General features: G+C 40.2%; 16 protein-coding genes. 15 read left to right on the top strand and 1 reads right to left on the bottom strand.

What is annotated here, in order from left to right; genetic code table 11:
- The first annotated feature begins 3 nt into the window (after positions 1-3).
- The 13 genes from rsmG to glmU all read left to right on the top strand — a co-directional run bounded on the left by rsmG (position 4) and on the right by glmU (position 11112).
- On the top strand, positions 4-624 hold the full coding sequence (gene rsmG / locus QMA08_RS19230; protein ID WP_039488568.1) for a 16S rRNA (guanine(527)-N(7))-methyltransferase RsmG: 621 nt from the start codon (positions 4-6) through the stop codon (positions 622-624).
- A 14-nt stretch (positions 625-638) separates the two neighbouring features.
- The gene (locus QMA08_RS19235; protein ID WP_004335235.1) at positions 639-1424 is read left to right on the top strand and encodes a ParA family protein; all 786 of its coding nucleotides are present in this window, start codon (positions 639-641) and stop codon (positions 1422-1424) included.
- Between the two features lie 20 nt (positions 1425-1444).
- The gene (locus QMA08_RS19240) at positions 1445-2371 is read left to right on the top strand and encodes a ParB/RepB/Spo0J family partition protein (protein ID WP_039488567.1); all 927 of its coding nucleotides are present in this window, start codon (positions 1445-1447) and stop codon (positions 2369-2371) included.
- Between the two features lie 142 nt (positions 2372-2513).
- Positions 2514-2894: an ATP synthase subunit I gene (locus QMA08_RS19245; protein WP_290175250.1), complete on the top strand. Its 381-nt coding sequence runs from the start codon at positions 2514-2516 to the stop codon at positions 2892-2894.
- Between the two features lie 14 nt (positions 2895-2908).
- Positions 2909-3766: a F0F1 ATP synthase subunit A gene (atpB, locus tag QMA08_RS19250; protein WP_024597178.1), complete on the top strand. Its 858-nt coding sequence runs from the start codon at positions 2909-2911 to the stop codon at positions 3764-3766.
- 55 nt (positions 3767-3821) lie between these two features.
- Positions 3822-4055, top strand: a complete 234-nt coding sequence (gene atpE / locus QMA08_RS19255) for a F0F1 ATP synthase subunit C (protein ID WP_004335261.1) — start codon at positions 3822-3824, stop codon at positions 4053-4055.
- Positions 4056-4096: 41 nt separating this feature from the next.
- A complete protein-coding gene (atpF, locus tag QMA08_RS19260; RefSeq protein ID WP_004335264.1) occupies positions 4097-4567 on the top strand; it encodes a F0F1 ATP synthase subunit B in 471 nt (156 codons plus the stop codon).
- A gap of 16 nt (positions 4568-4583) precedes the next feature.
- A complete protein-coding gene (gene atpH / locus QMA08_RS19265) occupies positions 4584-5117 on the top strand; it encodes a F0F1 ATP synthase subunit delta (RefSeq protein WP_004335267.1) in 534 nt (177 codons plus the stop codon).
- Positions 5118-5131: 14 nt separating this feature from the next.
- The gene (atpA, locus tag QMA08_RS19270; RefSeq protein ID WP_024597177.1) at positions 5132-6673 is read left to right on the top strand and encodes a F0F1 ATP synthase subunit alpha; all 1542 of its coding nucleotides are present in this window, start codon (positions 5132-5134) and stop codon (positions 6671-6673) included.
- A 60-nt stretch (positions 6674-6733) separates the two neighbouring features.
- Entirely contained in the window at positions 6734-7594 is an 861-nt protein-coding gene (gene atpG, locus QMA08_RS19275) for a F0F1 ATP synthase subunit gamma (RefSeq protein WP_024597176.1), read from the top strand.
- Between the two features lie 33 nt (positions 7595-7627).
- Entirely contained in the window at positions 7628-9013 is a 1386-nt protein-coding gene (gene atpD, locus QMA08_RS19280; RefSeq protein ID WP_004335274.1) for a F0F1 ATP synthase subunit beta, read from the top strand.
- A 13-nt stretch (positions 9014-9026) separates the two neighbouring features.
- The gene (locus tag QMA08_RS19285; protein ID WP_004335277.1) at positions 9027-9449 is read left to right on the top strand and encodes a F0F1 ATP synthase subunit epsilon; all 423 of its coding nucleotides are present in this window, start codon (positions 9027-9029) and stop codon (positions 9447-9449) included.
- A 304-nt stretch (positions 9450-9753) separates the two neighbouring features.
- A complete protein-coding gene (glmU, locus tag QMA08_RS19290) occupies positions 9754-11112 on the top strand; it encodes a bifunctional UDP-N-acetylglucosamine diphosphorylase/glucosamine-1-phosphate N-acetyltransferase GlmU (protein ID WP_290175251.1) in 1359 nt (452 codons plus the stop codon).
- Between the two features lie 26 nt (positions 11113-11138).
- Here the strand turns inward: glmU and QMA08_RS19295 are convergent, their stop codons facing one another.
- Positions 11139-11981, bottom strand: a complete 843-nt coding sequence (locus QMA08_RS19295) for a LytTR family DNA-binding domain-containing protein (RefSeq protein WP_290175252.1) — start codon at positions 11979-11981, stop codon at positions 11139-11141.
- A 144-nt stretch (positions 11982-12125) separates the two neighbouring features.
- Here QMA08_RS19295 and QMA08_RS19300 point away from each other — a divergent pair, with 144 nt between their 5' ends.
- Positions 12126-13355, top strand: coding sequence for an acyltransferase family protein (locus QMA08_RS19300; protein ID WP_290175253.1), 1230 nt, complete (start codon positions 12126-12128; stop codon positions 13353-13355).
- An 83-nt stretch (positions 13356-13438) separates the two neighbouring features.
- Positions 13439-15232: a choice-of-anchor I family protein gene (locus QMA08_RS19305; protein ID WP_290175254.1), complete on the top strand. Its 1794-nt coding sequence runs from the start codon at positions 13439-13441 to the stop codon at positions 15230-15232.
- Positions 15233-15607: the final 375 nt, after the last annotated feature.

Below are 15607 nucleotides of genomic sequence, written 5' to 3' on the forward strand. Positions count from 1 at the left end.
ATAGTGTTACAGCAACAATTAACTACATTGTTAGCGCAAACTGATATTGCGCTAACACAAAAACAACAGCAACAGCTAGTTCGTTACGTCGAGTTATTAGATAAGTGGAATAAAGCTTATAATTTAACTTCGGTACGCTTACCTGAAGAAATGATGATTAAGCATATTATGGATAGTTTAGTTGTTGCACCTCACTTACCCGGTCATCATTATATTGATGTTGGCACAGGGCCTGGCCTTCCGGGCATTGTATTAGCGATTGCATTACCTAACACACAATTTGTGTTACTAGATAGTCTAGGTAAACGCGTTCGCTTTTTAATGCATGTTAAACATGAGCTTGGCCTTGATAACGTAACACCTGTTCAGTCAAGAGTTGAAGAATATCAGCCAAGTGTTAAATTAGATGGCGTACTCAGTCGTGCATTTGCTTCATTACAAGATATGGTTGACTGGTGTTCGCACTTAATTGATCATTCGGGTAAATTTATAGCGCTTAAAGGTGTGTTTCCTAGTGAAGAGCTAGAGTCATTACCTACTGGCGTTAAGTTTGAGCAAAAAATTGCATTAGAAGTACCTAAGTTAGATGCACAACGACATTTAATTATTCTTTCTAAAGACTAGGGATCAGAGACACTGTGGCAAAAGTCATCGCATTAGCAAATCAAAAAGGTGGAGTGGGTAAAACTACAACCGCTGTAAACCTCGCTGCGTCTATGGCTGCAACGAAACGTAAAGTGCTGTTAATTGATCTCGATCCGCAAGGCAATGCGACTATGGGAAGTGGCGTAGATAAGTACGGCGACGTACCAACTATTTACGACTTACTCATTGAAGATAAACCTATAGAAGACGTTATTATCAAAGAAACGTCTGGCGAATACCATATGATTGCTGCAAACGGTGATGTAACCGCTGCAGAAGTTAAATTGATGGAATTATTTGCCCGTGAAGTGCGTTTACGTAACGCACTTGAAAAAATTCAGGATCAGTACGAATTTATTTTTATCGACTGTCCACCCTCTTTAAATATGTTAACTGTTAACGCAATGGCCGCAGCTGATTCTATTTTAGTGCCAATGCAGTGTGAGTATTATGCACTTGAAGGGTTAACCGCATTAATGGATACGATTACGCAGCTTGCTAAGTTAGTAAACCCTAGCTTACAAATTGAAGGCATACTTCGTACTATGTACGATCCGCGTAACCGTTTAGCGAATGACGTATCAGAACAATTAAAACAACATTTTGGCGACAAAGTATACCGTACGGTGATCCCGCGTAATGTTCGTTTAGCAGAGGCACCTAGTTTTGGTACACCTGCTATGTATTATGACCGGGCATCAAGTGGCGCTAAAGCATATTTAGCACTCGCTGGTGAAATGTTACGTAGAAAAGAAAAAACAGCGTCCGTTGTCGCCTAACTTTGAGGTAAAAAAATAACATGTCTGCTAAAAAACGAGGTTTAGGCCGAGGACTCGATGCACTTTTAAGTTCGTCAAAGCCTACACCGAGCGCAAGCAAGGAACAAGACACATCAAACGTGACTGAAGCTGTAAAAAATGCGGCTGGGCCAAATAACAGTGAATTACAAAAACTCCCAATCGAGTTTTTACACTCTGGTAAATATCAACCTCGTAAAGACATGTCCGAAGAGGCACTAGAAGAGCTTGCTAGTTCTATTCGCTCACAAGGTATTATTCAACCTATAGTCGTGCGCCCTATTGCACAAAATAGTTTTGAAATTATCGCCGGTGAGCGTCGTTGGCGTGCAGCGCAAATAGCTAAGCTTGAAACAGTACCTTGTATTATTAAAGACGTACCAGATGAAGCTGCAGTAGCTATTGCGCTAATAGAAAATATTCAACGTGAAGACTTAAATGCCATGGAAGAAGCGGTTGCGTTAAATCGCTTACTTAATGAGTTTGAACTAACACATCAACAAGTAGCAGATGCGGTTGGCAAATCACGCACTACAGTAACTAACTTGCTGCGTTTAAATAATTTAAACAGTGATGTAAAAATTCTGTTAGAACATGGCGACATTGAAATGGGGCACGCTCGTTGTTTATTAGCCCTTGAGGGAGAAGCACAATCAGATGCTGCTCGTTTAGCTGTCGCTAAAGCACTAACCGTTCGTGAAACCGAGAAGTTAGTTCGTTCAATTTTAGAACCAGTGCCAGCTAAAGAAATAGCTGAAAAAGATCCAGATGTTAAACAGTTAGAGCAACAACTCGCTGAAAACCTAGGTGCCAAAGTAGAAATAAATTACAACAAAAAAGGCAAAGGTAAGCTTGTTATTTCTTATACTAATTTGGACGAACTTGACGGCATTTTAAATCGCATTAATCAAGACAATACCCACCATTAGTTTTCTACATGTCTAAAAAGGGACATTTGTAGCTATTTCGTGTTACAAAGCGTCTACTCAAGTTGCAAAACTGGCAGGATTAAGTATAATTTCGCCAGTTTTCACACCCTAACAATTAGAACGCAATAAAGGTTAACTAAACGTGACTGATAAGTTAGCGAGTCCATATCGACTTGCCGTATTAAAGTTAATTTGCCTTCAGGGTGTTGTAGCATTAGTTGCTGCTGTAATTATTTGTTTTAGTTCGGGAGTCAATGCCGCGCTTTCATCACTCGCTGGTGGAGTTGTCGCAGTACTTCCGCACTCTGTATTTGGTCTTTATGCATTCCGACATATGGGTGCAAGTCGAGCAAATCAAGCGTATGCCTCGTTGAAACGCGGCAACGGATTAAAATTTATGCTAACAATTGTATTGTTTGCGCTAGTACTGAAGCATTTTCCGGTAATTTTATTACCCTTTTTTAGTACTTATATACTGGCGCTCTTTACTGGATTGTTCGCACCCGTTTTTTTTAAACATTAACTTTGGGATATAACATGGCAGCAGAAGAAGTTACTCTATCTGGCCATATCCAGCACCATTTGACCAATGCTAAGATGTGTTCGACCGATACAGGTCTCGCCTTCAATAAAGCATGTACGGATAGTGGTTTCTGGACATGGCATATAGATACCCTCGCATGGTCTATCGGTTTAGGTCTTATATTTTTATGGATCTTTCGTAGTGCCGCTAAAAAATCAACACTAGGTGTACCTGGAAAATTTCAATGTTTCATTGAAATGGTAGTAGAGTTTGTTGGTGACAACGTACGTGATACTTTCCATGGTAAAAGCAAGCTTATTGCACCATTAGCATTAACAATATTCGTTTGGATATTTTTAATGAACTTAATGGATTTAATACCGGTTGACTTTTTACCTGCATTAGCTGGTTTTGTTGGTGAAACTGCGTTTGGTATGGATTCACACGATGTGTACATGAAAATTGTACCAACGACAGACATTAATATGACTGCAGCGCTAGCGCTGGGTGTATTTATTTTAATGATAGGCTACTCAATTAAAATAAAAGGCATCGGTGGTTTTATTAAAGAGCTAACACTTCACCCGTTTAGTTCAAATAATACTGCACTACAAATCCTTTTAATCCCGTTTAACTTATTACTTGAACTGATTGCGCTGGTTTCTAAACCGTTTTCATTAGCGCTACGTTTGTTTGGTAACTTATATGCAGGTGAATTGATTTTCATCTTGATCGGCGCTATCGGATTTATGCAATTACCATTGCATTTTGTTTGGGCTGTATTCCACATCTTAGTAATTGTATTGCAAGCATTCGTATTTATGATGCTAACAATCGTATACCTAAGTATGGCAAGCTCAGATAATCACTAATTTTACAACCTTTAATATTTAACTTTAATTTACAATTGAAACTTTGGAGAAAAAAATGGAACTAGTATTAGGTCTTAAGTATATCGCAGTAGCTTTACTAATCGGCTTTGGTGCAATCGGCACAGCAATCGGTTTTGGTAACATGGGCGGTAAATTCCTTGAAGCATGTGCGCGTCAACCTGAGCTTGCACCTTCGCTACAAGTTAAGATGTTTATTCTTGCTGGTCTAATCGATGCTGTAGCAATGATTGGTGTTGGTATCGCTATGGTATTGTTGTTCGTACTTTAATTTTATTTTTTGAACAGCTTACTATTTAAGGAGGAGCGGTTGTGAATTTAAACGCCACTCTTATCGGTGAATTGATTGCGTTTACGGTGTTCGTATTATTTTGTATGAAATACGTATGGCCACCACTAAACGGTGCAATTGAAGCTCGCCAGAAAAAAATCGAAGATGGTTTAGCTGCCTCTGATAGAGCCGAAAAAGACTTAGAACTTGCGCAAAAGAAAGCTGCTGAACAGCTTAAAGATGCAAAAGCTCAAGCGGCTGATATCATTGATCAAGCTAAAAAGCGTGCAGTGCTAATTGTTGACGAAGAAACACTTCGTGGTCAGCAAGAGCGTGAAAGTATCATTGCTCAAGGGCACTCTGAAGTTGAGTCTGAACGTAATCGCATAACAGAAGAGCTACGTAAGCAAGTAGCAACTCTGGCAGTGATTGGTGCAGAACGTATTTTAGAGCGTGAAATTAATCAAGCCGCACATAGTGACATCGTTGAAAAACTTGTCGCTGAGCTGTAATTAGGAGGGTATGAGCATGTCTAATTTGACTACTATCGCTCGCCCATACGCTAAAGCGGCTTTTGAACTTGCCGTTGAGAAAGGCACTCTAGAAAGCTGGAATGATATGTTGTTCTTTGCAGGCCACGTAGCCAGCAATGAACAAGCATCATCTGCTTTAGCAGGTATGCCTACAGCTACTGCACAAGCTGAATTATTTATTCAACTTTGTGCTGAGCAGCTCAACGAACAAGGTCAGAACCTAGTTAAGGTGATGGCTGAAAATGGACGTTTGACAGCTCTACCTGACGTTGCTGAGTTATTTGCTGAATTTAAAGCAGAATACGATAAAGAAATCGAAGTAGATGTGATTTCTGCAACTCCTCTTGTTGCTGCGCAACAAGAGTCATTGGTAGCGGCACTTGAAAAACGTTTCGCACGCAAAGTTAAGCTGAATTGTAGTGAAGACGCGTCAGTGGTTGGTGGACTTATTATTAGGTCTGGCGACACTGTAATCGACGGTACTATTCGCGGTAAATTAAGCCGCTTAGCTACAACACTACAATCGTAATTGGGAAAAAGAGCATGCAACTTAATTCCACTGAAATTTCAGATCTGATCAAACAACGTATTGAGAAGTTCGAAGTTGTAAGTGAAGCTCGTAACGAAGGTACTATTGTATCTGTTACTGACGGTATCATCCGCATCCACGGTCTTGCTGACTGTATGCAAGGTGAAATGATTGAGCTTCCTGGCAGCCGTTATGCTATCGCACTAAACCTTGAGCGCGACTCAATTGGTGCAGTAGTAATGGGTCCGTACGCTGACCTTACTGAAGGCGTAAAAGTATATACAACTGGTCGTATTTTAGAAGTTCCTGTTGGTCCTGGTCTACTTGGTCGTGTTGTAAACACACTAGGTGCTCCAATCGATGGTAAAGGCGCTTTAGATAACGACGGGTTTGAACCTGTAGAAAAAATTGCACCAGGTGTAATCGAGCGTAAATCAGTAGATGAGCCAGTTCAAACTGGTTATAAATCTATCGATGCGATGATTCCAGTTGGTCGTGGTCAACGTGAACTTATCATCGGTGACCGTCAAACAGGTAAAACTGCACTAGCAATCGATGCAATCATCAATCAAAAAGACACAGGCGTTAAGTGTGTGTACGTTGCGATTGGTCAAAAAGCATCTACTATTGCAAACGTAGTTCGTAAATTAGAAGAGCATGGTGCACTAGCAAATACTATCGTAGTTGTTGCATCTGCTTCTGAATCTGCGGCACTTCAGTACTTAGCACCGTTCGCGGGCTGTACTATGGGTGAATACTTCCGTGACCGTGGTGAAAACGCATTAATCGTATATGATGATTTGTCTAAGCAAGCAGTTGCTTACCGTCAAATTTCATTACTACTTAAGCGTCCACCAGGCCGTGAAGCATACCCAGGTGACGTATTCTACCTTCACTCTCGTCTTTTAGAGCGTGCATCGCGTGTAAACGCAGATTACGTTGAAAAGTTCACTAATGGTGAAGTGAAAGGTAAAACTGGTTCATTGACGGCATTGCCAATCATTGAAACTCAAGGCGGCGACGTTTCTGCGTTCGTACCGACTAACGTTATCTCTATCACCGATGGTCAGATCTTCTTAGAAACTGACTTATTCAACTCAGGTATCCGTCCGGCAGTAAATGCTGGTATCTCGGTATCGCGTGTTGGTGGTGCTGCACAAACTAAAATCGTTAAGAAACTAGGTGGCGGTATTCGTCTAGCCCTAGCTCAGTACCGTGAATTAGCTGCGTTCTCGCAGTTCGCGTCTGACCTTGATGATGCTACTCGTGCTCAACTTGAGCATGGTGAGCGTGTAACAGAGCTAATGAAGCAGAAACAGTACGCGCCAATGTCTGTTGCTGAAATGTCTTTGTCGTTATTTGCTGCTGAAAAAGGCTTCCTTCAAGACATCGAAATTTCGAAAATCGGTGACTTTGAAGCAGCTTTACTTTCGTATGCAACTAGCACATACGCAGAGCTTGTGGCTCAAATCAATGAAACTGGTAACTTGAATGCCGAGATCGAAGCGCAGCTTAAAGAACTTCTTACGAAGTTCAAGTCTACGCAAACTTGGTAATTTAGTTATTAATGGTGCGCTTTAGGAAACTAAAGCACACCTTGATTCGGAGAGAGAGTCATGGCCAGCGGAAAAGAGATTAAAAGCAAGATCGGGAGTATTAAAAATACTCAAAAGATCACTAGCGCAATGGAAATGGTTGCTGCGTCTAAAATGAAAAGGGCGCAAGAACGCGTTGCTTCAAGCCGTCCATACGCTAATAAATTACGTGAAGTAATTGGTCGTGTTGCTCAAGCAAATCTTGATTTTACTCACCCGTTCTTAAAAGAACGTGAAGTGAAACGAGTTGGTTATATTGTTATCTCTACAGACCGTGGTCTGTGTGGCGGTTTAAACTCAAACGAGTTTAAGAAAGTTGCACTTGATGTTAAAGCGTGGAAAGAGAAAGGTGTTGATGCTGAATTTGCTACTTTAGGTAGTAAGGCAGCAGGCTTCTTTCAACGTTTTGGTGGTCAACTACTCGCTAAAAAAGCGGGCCTAGGAGATAAACCTTCAGTACAAGACGTTATTGGTCCTGTAAAAATTATGCTTGATGCATTTTCTGAAGGCAAAATAGACCGTTTATTCTTGGTATATAACAAATTCGTTAATACCATGAAGCAAGAGCCAATTATAGATCAGTTACTCCCTTTGCCAAAAGCTGAAGAAGAAGTATCTGCTCACACATGGGATTACTTATACGAGCCAAACCCAGAGGCTATTTTAGAGTCTTTGTTAGTACGCTTTATTGAGTCTCAAGCATACCAAGGTGTGGTAGAAAATGCTGCCTCAGAACAGGCTGCTCGTATGGTTGCAATGAAAGCTGCAACTGATAACGCAGGTGACCTTATGGACGAGCTACAGCTTGTTTATAACAAGGCTCGCCAAGCAGCAATCACACAAGAAATTAGTGAGATTTGTTCTGGCTCAGCAGCAGTTTAATGCTTCGGGTAAAGATTAACGAGAGGAATAGACATGAGTTTAGGTAAGGTCGTCCAAATTATCGGCGCCGTTGTGGATATTGAATTTCCACAAGATAGCGTGCCAGCGGTATACCACGCACTAAGAGTAACAGATGGCGATTTAGCTGGTTTGACTTTAGAAGTTCAACAACAGCTAGGTGGCGGTGTAGTGCGTACTATCGCTATGGGTACTACTGATGGTTTACGTCGTAGTGCTTTAGTTATGAATACAGGTGAATCGATTCAAGTTCCAGTTGGTAAAGCAACACTTGGTCGTATCATGAACGTACTTGGTGAGCCAATCGATGAAGCGGGTCCAATCGGCGAAGAAGACCGTATGTCTATTCACCGTGCAGCGCCTTCATACGAAGAGCAATCAAGTTCAGTTGAGCTTTTAGAAACTGGTATTAAGGTTATCGACCTTGTATGTCCATTTGCTAAAGGTGGTAAAGTTGGTTTATTCGGTGGTGCCGGTGTTGGTAAAACTGTAAACATGATGGAACTTATCCGTAACATCGCAATCGAGCACAGCGGCTACTCAGTATTCGCAGGTGTTGGTGAGCGTACACGTGAGGGTAACGATTTCTACCATGAGATGAACGATTCAAACGTACTTGATAAAGTATCGCTTGTATACGGTCAGATGAACGAGCCTCCAGGTAACCGTTTACGCGTAGCGTTAACAGGCCTTACTATGGCTGAAAAGTTCCGTGATGAAGGTCGCGATGTACTTTTCTTCGTAGATAATATCTACCGTTATACACTTGCTGGTACAGAAGTATCTGCACTTCTTGGTCGTATGCCATCAGCGGTAGGTTACCAGCCTACACTTGCTGAAGAAATGGGTGTGCTTCAAGAGCGTATCGCTTCAACTAAGACTGGTTCAATTACATCAATCCAAGCGGTATACGTACCTGCGGATGATTTAACGGATCCATCTCCAGCAACTACCTTTGCTCACTTAGACGCAACAGTAGTACTTTCACGTGATATCGCATCACTTGGTATCTACCCAGCGGTAGACCCACTTGATTCATCTTCACGTCAACTTGACCCACAAGTAATTGGTCAAGAGCACTACGATACAGCACGTGGCGTTCAAACAGTTCTTCAGCGTTACAAAGAACTTAAAGACATCATTGCAATCCTAGGTATGGACGAGCTTTCTGACGAAGATAAGCAACTTGTATCTCGTGCACGTAAAATCCAACGTTTCCTATCTCAGCCATTCTTCGTGGCAGAGGTGTTTACAGGCGCGTCTGGTAAATACGTATCACTGAAAGATACAATTGCTGGCTTCAAAGGCATTTTAAATGGCGAGTTTGATGAGCTTCCAGAGCAAGCGTTTTACATGGTTGGCTCTATCGAAGAAGCTCAAGAAAAAGCCAAAGGCATGTAACTAGGAGGGTAGTATGACAGCTATGACTGTACATCTTGACGTAGTAAGCGCAGAGCAGAGCTTGTTCTCTGGTCTTGTTGAATCGATTCAAGTATCTGGTAGTGAAGGCGAGCTGGGTGTAAACCTAGGTCATGCTCCACTACTAACTGCCCTTAAACCTGGTATGGTACGTTTAGTTAAGCAATATGGTCACGAAGATGTGTTATATGTTGCTGGCGGTACATTAGAAGTTCAACCAAATCACATCACGATTCTTGCAGATACTGCGGTTCGTGGTGAAGATTTAGATGAAGATTCTGTACAAAAAGCTAAACGTGAAGCTGAAGAACATATGGCGAATTCGTCAGCTGTTGAGTTTGATTATCAACAAGCGGCTACGCGACTGGCAGAAGCAGTTGCTCAGTTACGCGTAATTCAGCAATTACGTCACAAGTAAGCCTATCTGGTTTTGAAAAGCCCACTTTATGTGGGCTTTTTTGTGTCTGTAATTTAAACATGGTGTATCGCTTACTTATAATTGTTAAATAACAGGTCTATCAGACTATTATCTGTGCTTTATCACTTATATCCTTCACCAATCCTCGCTACAATAACGTCATCCAATTAAGTGTGTTTTTCAGTCAAGATTCAGTACGAATAAACTAACCTACTGAGTATCTGCACAAGAAGTGATCTACGTAATCTTCTGCACAAACATAATACTTATTTAGCTAAAACAACGGAAAAAGGAAATTGTTTTAATGGCTCTAACAACTGTTATTCTTGCTGCGGGTAAAGGTACTCGTATGCGCTCTGCTCTACCTAAAGTTTTGCACAATGTTGCAGGTAAACCAATGGTACAGCACGTTATTGATAATGCGATGGCATTAGGTGCAACGACTACAAACTTAGTTTACGGACACGGCGGCGAACTATTACAACAACAACTTGCCGATAACGATGTAAATTGGGTACTTCAAGCAGAACAACTCGGTACTGGTCACGCAGTAGCGCAAGCCAACTCTCATATTAACGATGAAGACACAGTATTGATTTTATACGGCGATGTACCGCTAACAAAACAATCAACTCTAGAGCGTTTATTAGCTGCAACACCTAAAAATGGTTTAGCGGTATTAACGGTAAATTTGGTAAACCCAAATGGCTATGGTCGCATGCTTCGTGTTGGTGGTAAGTTAGTCGGTATTGTTGAGCAAAAAGATGCAAGCTCAGAGCAGTTACTTATTAACGAAGTAAATACAGGCATTATGGCTGTGAACGGTAAGCTATTAAAAACATGGTTAGGTAACTTATCTAACAATAATGCACAAGGCGAGTACTACTTAACAGATATCGTTGCAATGGCTCACAGTGAAGGCGTAGAGATCGCTTCAGCGCAACCAGATCATGCAATGGAAGTTGAAGGCGCAAATAACCGTGTACAACTTGCAGGCTTAGAGCGCGCTTACCAAGTATGGCAAGCAGAAGAGTTAATGTTAAATGGCGCAACACTGGCCGACCCTGCTCGTATTGATGTTCGCGGAAATGTTAAAACAGGCGAAGACGTATTAGTTGATATAAACGTTATCTTTGAAGGTAATGTAACCCTTGGTAACAATGTACAAATAGGCCCTAACTGTGTACTTAAAAACTGTACCATAGGCGATAACGTGGTAATAAAGGCGAATACCTTAATTGAAGATGCAAGCGTAGCTGCTAAATGTACGTTGGGCCCTTATGCTCGCCTTCGCCCTGGCGCTGTTATGGAAGAAGACTCACACATTGGTAACTTTGTTGAGATGAAAAAAACCCGTTTAGGCAAAGGCTCAAAAGCCAACCACTTAAGTTACTTAGGTGATGCTGAAATTGGTGAAAAAGTGAATATTGGCGCTGGTACTATTACCTGCAACTACGATGGTGTTAATAAATCAAAAACTATTATTGGCGATAATGCTTTTATTGGCTCTAATTCATCACTCGTTGCCCCAGTAAATATAGGTGCAACTGCAACAATTGGTGCAGGCTCTGTGATCACCAGTACCGTTGAAGATGACCAATTAGCAATAGCACGCTCTAAACAGCGTAATTTAACGGGTTGGAAACGCCCAGTTAAAAAATAACATAGAGGCTACTTAGGTAGCCTTTTTTATTTTAGTTGAAGTTTAAAGTGCTCTTTATAGCGTCTAGATAGGTTTAGTACTTTACCTGTTGTTAATTTTATTTCACTGTCGCCACTGGGTAGTGGTGTAATAGACTCCACTTTATCGAGTTTTACGCCATGGCTGCGGTGAATTCTACAAAACCCCTGCACTTCAAGTTGTTTACTTAATGCTGTAAGCGTTGCCCTTAACGGATATATACGTGAGCCTATATGTAGGTTTACATAATTACCCGACGATTCAAGCCAATCAACATCCTCTATTTTTATAATGAATTCTTTTCCGAGCTTTTTAACTAATAGGCGGTTTATGGTCGATGTTGTTTGCTGCTCACTTTCTTCAATTGAAGAGGCTTCACCTAGTAACTGCTGCACCACATATTGATATACTTTGATAAGTACGATGAAAAACACAAAGCTTATAGCGTCTTTCTGGTATTCATAAATAAGCTCAAACCAGCTAAGTCCAAAGTTGTAAGACCCCTCATTCAACAAATATATGAATTTACGAACCCCTACCATAATACCAACGTGTAACACGCTAAATATAATAGAGGCACCAAAGTACATACCTAATGAAGCCGTAATATTTTGCCAATTAAAAGATAAGTGTCTTAAAAACCAAATTAAAATAGGGAATATAAGCAAAGTACTCAAGGCACTTGAATACTCCCAAACAAATGGCTCCCACATTAAAAAAGTTAAAGCCCCTTCTCTTTGGGCTTCCATTATTTGGGTTGTAGCGTTTACTGTATTATTAATTAATACGTAAGCACACAGTAATACTGATGCGTAAATACTTTGAAAACGTTGAAAGTGCTGTAGGTTCATAAATGTATGCTTATTGCTGACATGGCACGCTTATCCCTGTATACCACCTTTTATCACTATTGCTTGTAATATAAGCACTTGTAGATAGTTTTAGCGAGAGCTTTAGGTATGAATAACGCATAACATACATAAAGTAGTAAAAGCATGAGCACTCAAGTACAACAACCTTCATTAGTTAATCCGCGTAAATATTACCTTGATTGGCTTAGGATAATCGCATTTGCGTCGCTAATTTTTTATCACATTGGCATGTTGTATAGCGAAAACTGGGGATTTCATTTTAAAAGTAATTATACATCACAGTATGTTGAATATTTAATGTTGGTGTTTTCACCTTGGCGCATGTTGCTCATTTGGTTTATATCGGGCGTAGCACTGCGTTTTATGATTGATAAAGTACGCAGCTTTAAGTCTTGGTTACATTTCGCCTTATACCGCTCTATTTTTTTACTATTACCCTTGCTGGTGGGGTTATGGTTAATAGTGCCTTTACAGCTGTTTGCAGAAATGTCGCAGCACGATGTTATTGATATTAGCTATTGGCAATTTTATTTAGCTTTTATAGAGACTAACAATACGCTTTTTGATAATTATCAGTCTGGAGTGTGGCCGAATGTGGATGTAAATCACTTATGGTATTTGCGCTCGTTGTGGCAATTTATGCTGATCATTATTGTTTTAACTCTTTTTGCACGCTTGCCTTTTATTACGCCTTTAAAAACATTTGTTAAAGGGGATATGTCATTTGGGCTTTTAATTACCTTGCTCACTATTGCCGTACTATTTACAAGCCATTACTTAATTGGCGATTCAATTAGAGAGACTAACGGCTTAATACTGCTACTCGCAGGATACATACTTGCCAAAAACACTTACTTTTGGAACTGCTTAAATAAAAAATTAGTATTACTAGCTTTGAGTTTTGCGGTTTTGTTTGTACTTATAATATTAAGTTATCAGAAGGTGTTTACTCTTCCTCATTTTATTTTAAGCGCTAGCTACAATATTCAACGTGTTGTAGGTGTATTTTTTGTACTTGCGCTCGCTCACCGATTCTTAAATTTTAATACTTACTATTTAAAACAGCTCAATGTATGGGTGTTTCCCTTTTATTTATTGCATCAAAGCATTTTGATTATTTTGTGTTTTTTACTACAGCCTTTAAGTTTAGGGCCTGTTGCTGAACCATTCATCATTATTACAGGGACTTGGTCTTTTTGCGGCGTTATTACATGGGGTATTACACGTATTGATGTACTTAGACCTTTGCTAGGGGTTGCAATTAAACGAGATTATTCCCCGACTGTAAAAATGCTTGGTTATACGGCCGCTTTAATTTTAATTACTCCGCTAGCGTATAAGCTAATTAATTAGGCTAAGAGGCTGTATTAAAACTGCCATAATCTTGTCATGCCTGTGTGTTGATATTTAGCAAATACAATACTAAGGAAAATCACATGTTTAAAAAATCAATTATTGCGCTGTCACTTATATCTGTTCTTACTGGTTGCTCACTTGATGGTGACGATGGCCAAAACGGCCCTCAAGGATTACAGGGAGAACAAGGCACAACTGGAACTAATGGGATAAATGGTGTAAATGCTAATTCAGTATTAAATATTAGCCTCGTAGGAAGAGGAGTATTAAATGCACAAAGTCCAGAAGGTGCCGCTGAAATAGTTGCTTACCAAGCATCTAAAAAATGGATTTACGCTATTAACAGTTCAGGCGATGACGCTGTTATTAATATTTTACCCGCCGATACCTTTGATACTGCCGCACTCGTTAAAGATAACGAAGGGGTTATCAGCGCCACAAATTTAACGTCCGTTATTACGTTGTCTTTAAACGAGCATACCCAAGGCGATGCAAACAGCATTGCTATTGATGAAAATAACAACCTACTTGCAGTGGCAATGGCTGCTGAAAGCACGGGTGATACAGGTCAAATTGCTTTTTACGATATAAGCGGCGACTCACCTGTATTTATTAAAAATATTACAGTCGGATTTTTACCAGACATGGTGACGTTCACCCATGATGGCGCAAAGGCAGTGGTTGCTAACGAAGGTGAACCAAGTGGCGACTACAGCGTAGATCCTGAAGGTTCTATTAGTATTATCGATATAACAAATAATGTAATAGCCGATACAGCAATAAATATTGATTTTAAAGCCTATAACAACAAACAAGCCGAACTAGAAGCGCAAGGGGTCGTTTTTGCAAACCCAAATGGTCGTACTATTAACGGTAATCTAATAAATACTACAGTAGCTATGGATTTAGAACCCGAGTACGTTAGCATTTCTAAAGATAACAAATATGCTTATGTATCTATTCAAGAAAACAATGCACTTGCAATAGTTAACCTACAAGACAACAGCCTTGAGCTAAAGGGCTTAGGCTTTAAAGATTGGTCAAGCTTACAACTTGATGCCTCAGATAAAGATGGCGGCGTTAATTTTAAATCATACCCAGGGCTCTATGGTATGTACCAGCCCGATACTATCTCAAGCTTTAGTTGGAAAGGCGCTAACTTTATAGTCACTGCCAACGAAGGTGACGCAAGAGAATACTTTTTTGATACAACGGATGAAGCAGACTGTATAGCAAAGGGCGGACTTGATTACGATAAAGACGACGGCTGCTTAGCTTATATAGATGAGAGCCGCGTTGAAGACTTAACGCTTGCAGCTAATTTTGATTACTTAAATAACGACGATAACGATATTGGTCGCTTAAAAGTAACAACAATAAAAGGCGATACTAATAATGATGGTCAATACGAATCGCTTTATGCTTATGGTGCACGTTCGTTTACCATTTGGGACAGCAATGGGCTGGTGGTGTTTGATTCAGGCGATGATATAGGTCGTATTACTGCATCGGTTCATGGTGAAGCATTTAACAACAATGAAGATGAAAACAAAGGTGACTCACGCTCAGATGATAAAGGCGCAGAGCCAGAAGCGCTGACTATTGGTAAAATTGACGATCGTACATTTGCTTTTATAGGGCTTGAGCGTATGGGTGGGATTATGGTTTATGATATTACCAATCCATATAATGTGCAGTTTGAAGACTACTTCTATAATAGAGGCTTAATTAAAGACGCTAATATTACAGGCGATTTAGCGCCTGAAGGAATGGTATTCGTTCCAGCTGAGCAAAGTGCCACAGGAAACCCACTCTTAATCGTTGGAAATGAAATATCAGGCTCTATTGCCGTATGGGAAATAGCATCTAAATAAACCTTTAATTTAAAATAAAGCTGTGTGTTGTTTGTTTAACATACAGCTTAGTTTAAACCTTACTAATACCTCATCAATAGATACTTATATTGTGCGTGTTTTTTAAACTAAAAGTATCCTGTAGCCCTTTATTTGTATAGCTTTCATACTAAATTCATTTAATTGTCAAAAAGCTGAAATAAAACATTGACCCCCGCTCGAATCTCCCTATAATGCGACCCCACTGAGACGGGAAACGCCGAAGCATAGCGAGGCACGAACTACTCAGAGAGTTAAATAAAACTTCGGTTTTAAATTGTCGAAAGAAAGTTTAAAACAAAGTGTTGACTCGAAAAATAAAGGGTGTATTATTCGCATCCCTTGAGACGCTAAAGC

This window comes from Pseudoalteromonas sp. APC 3355 (assembly GCF_030407615.1).
Classification (GTDB): domain Bacteria; phylum Pseudomonadota; class Gammaproteobacteria; order Enterobacterales; family Alteromonadaceae; genus Pseudoalteromonas; species Pseudoalteromonas distincta.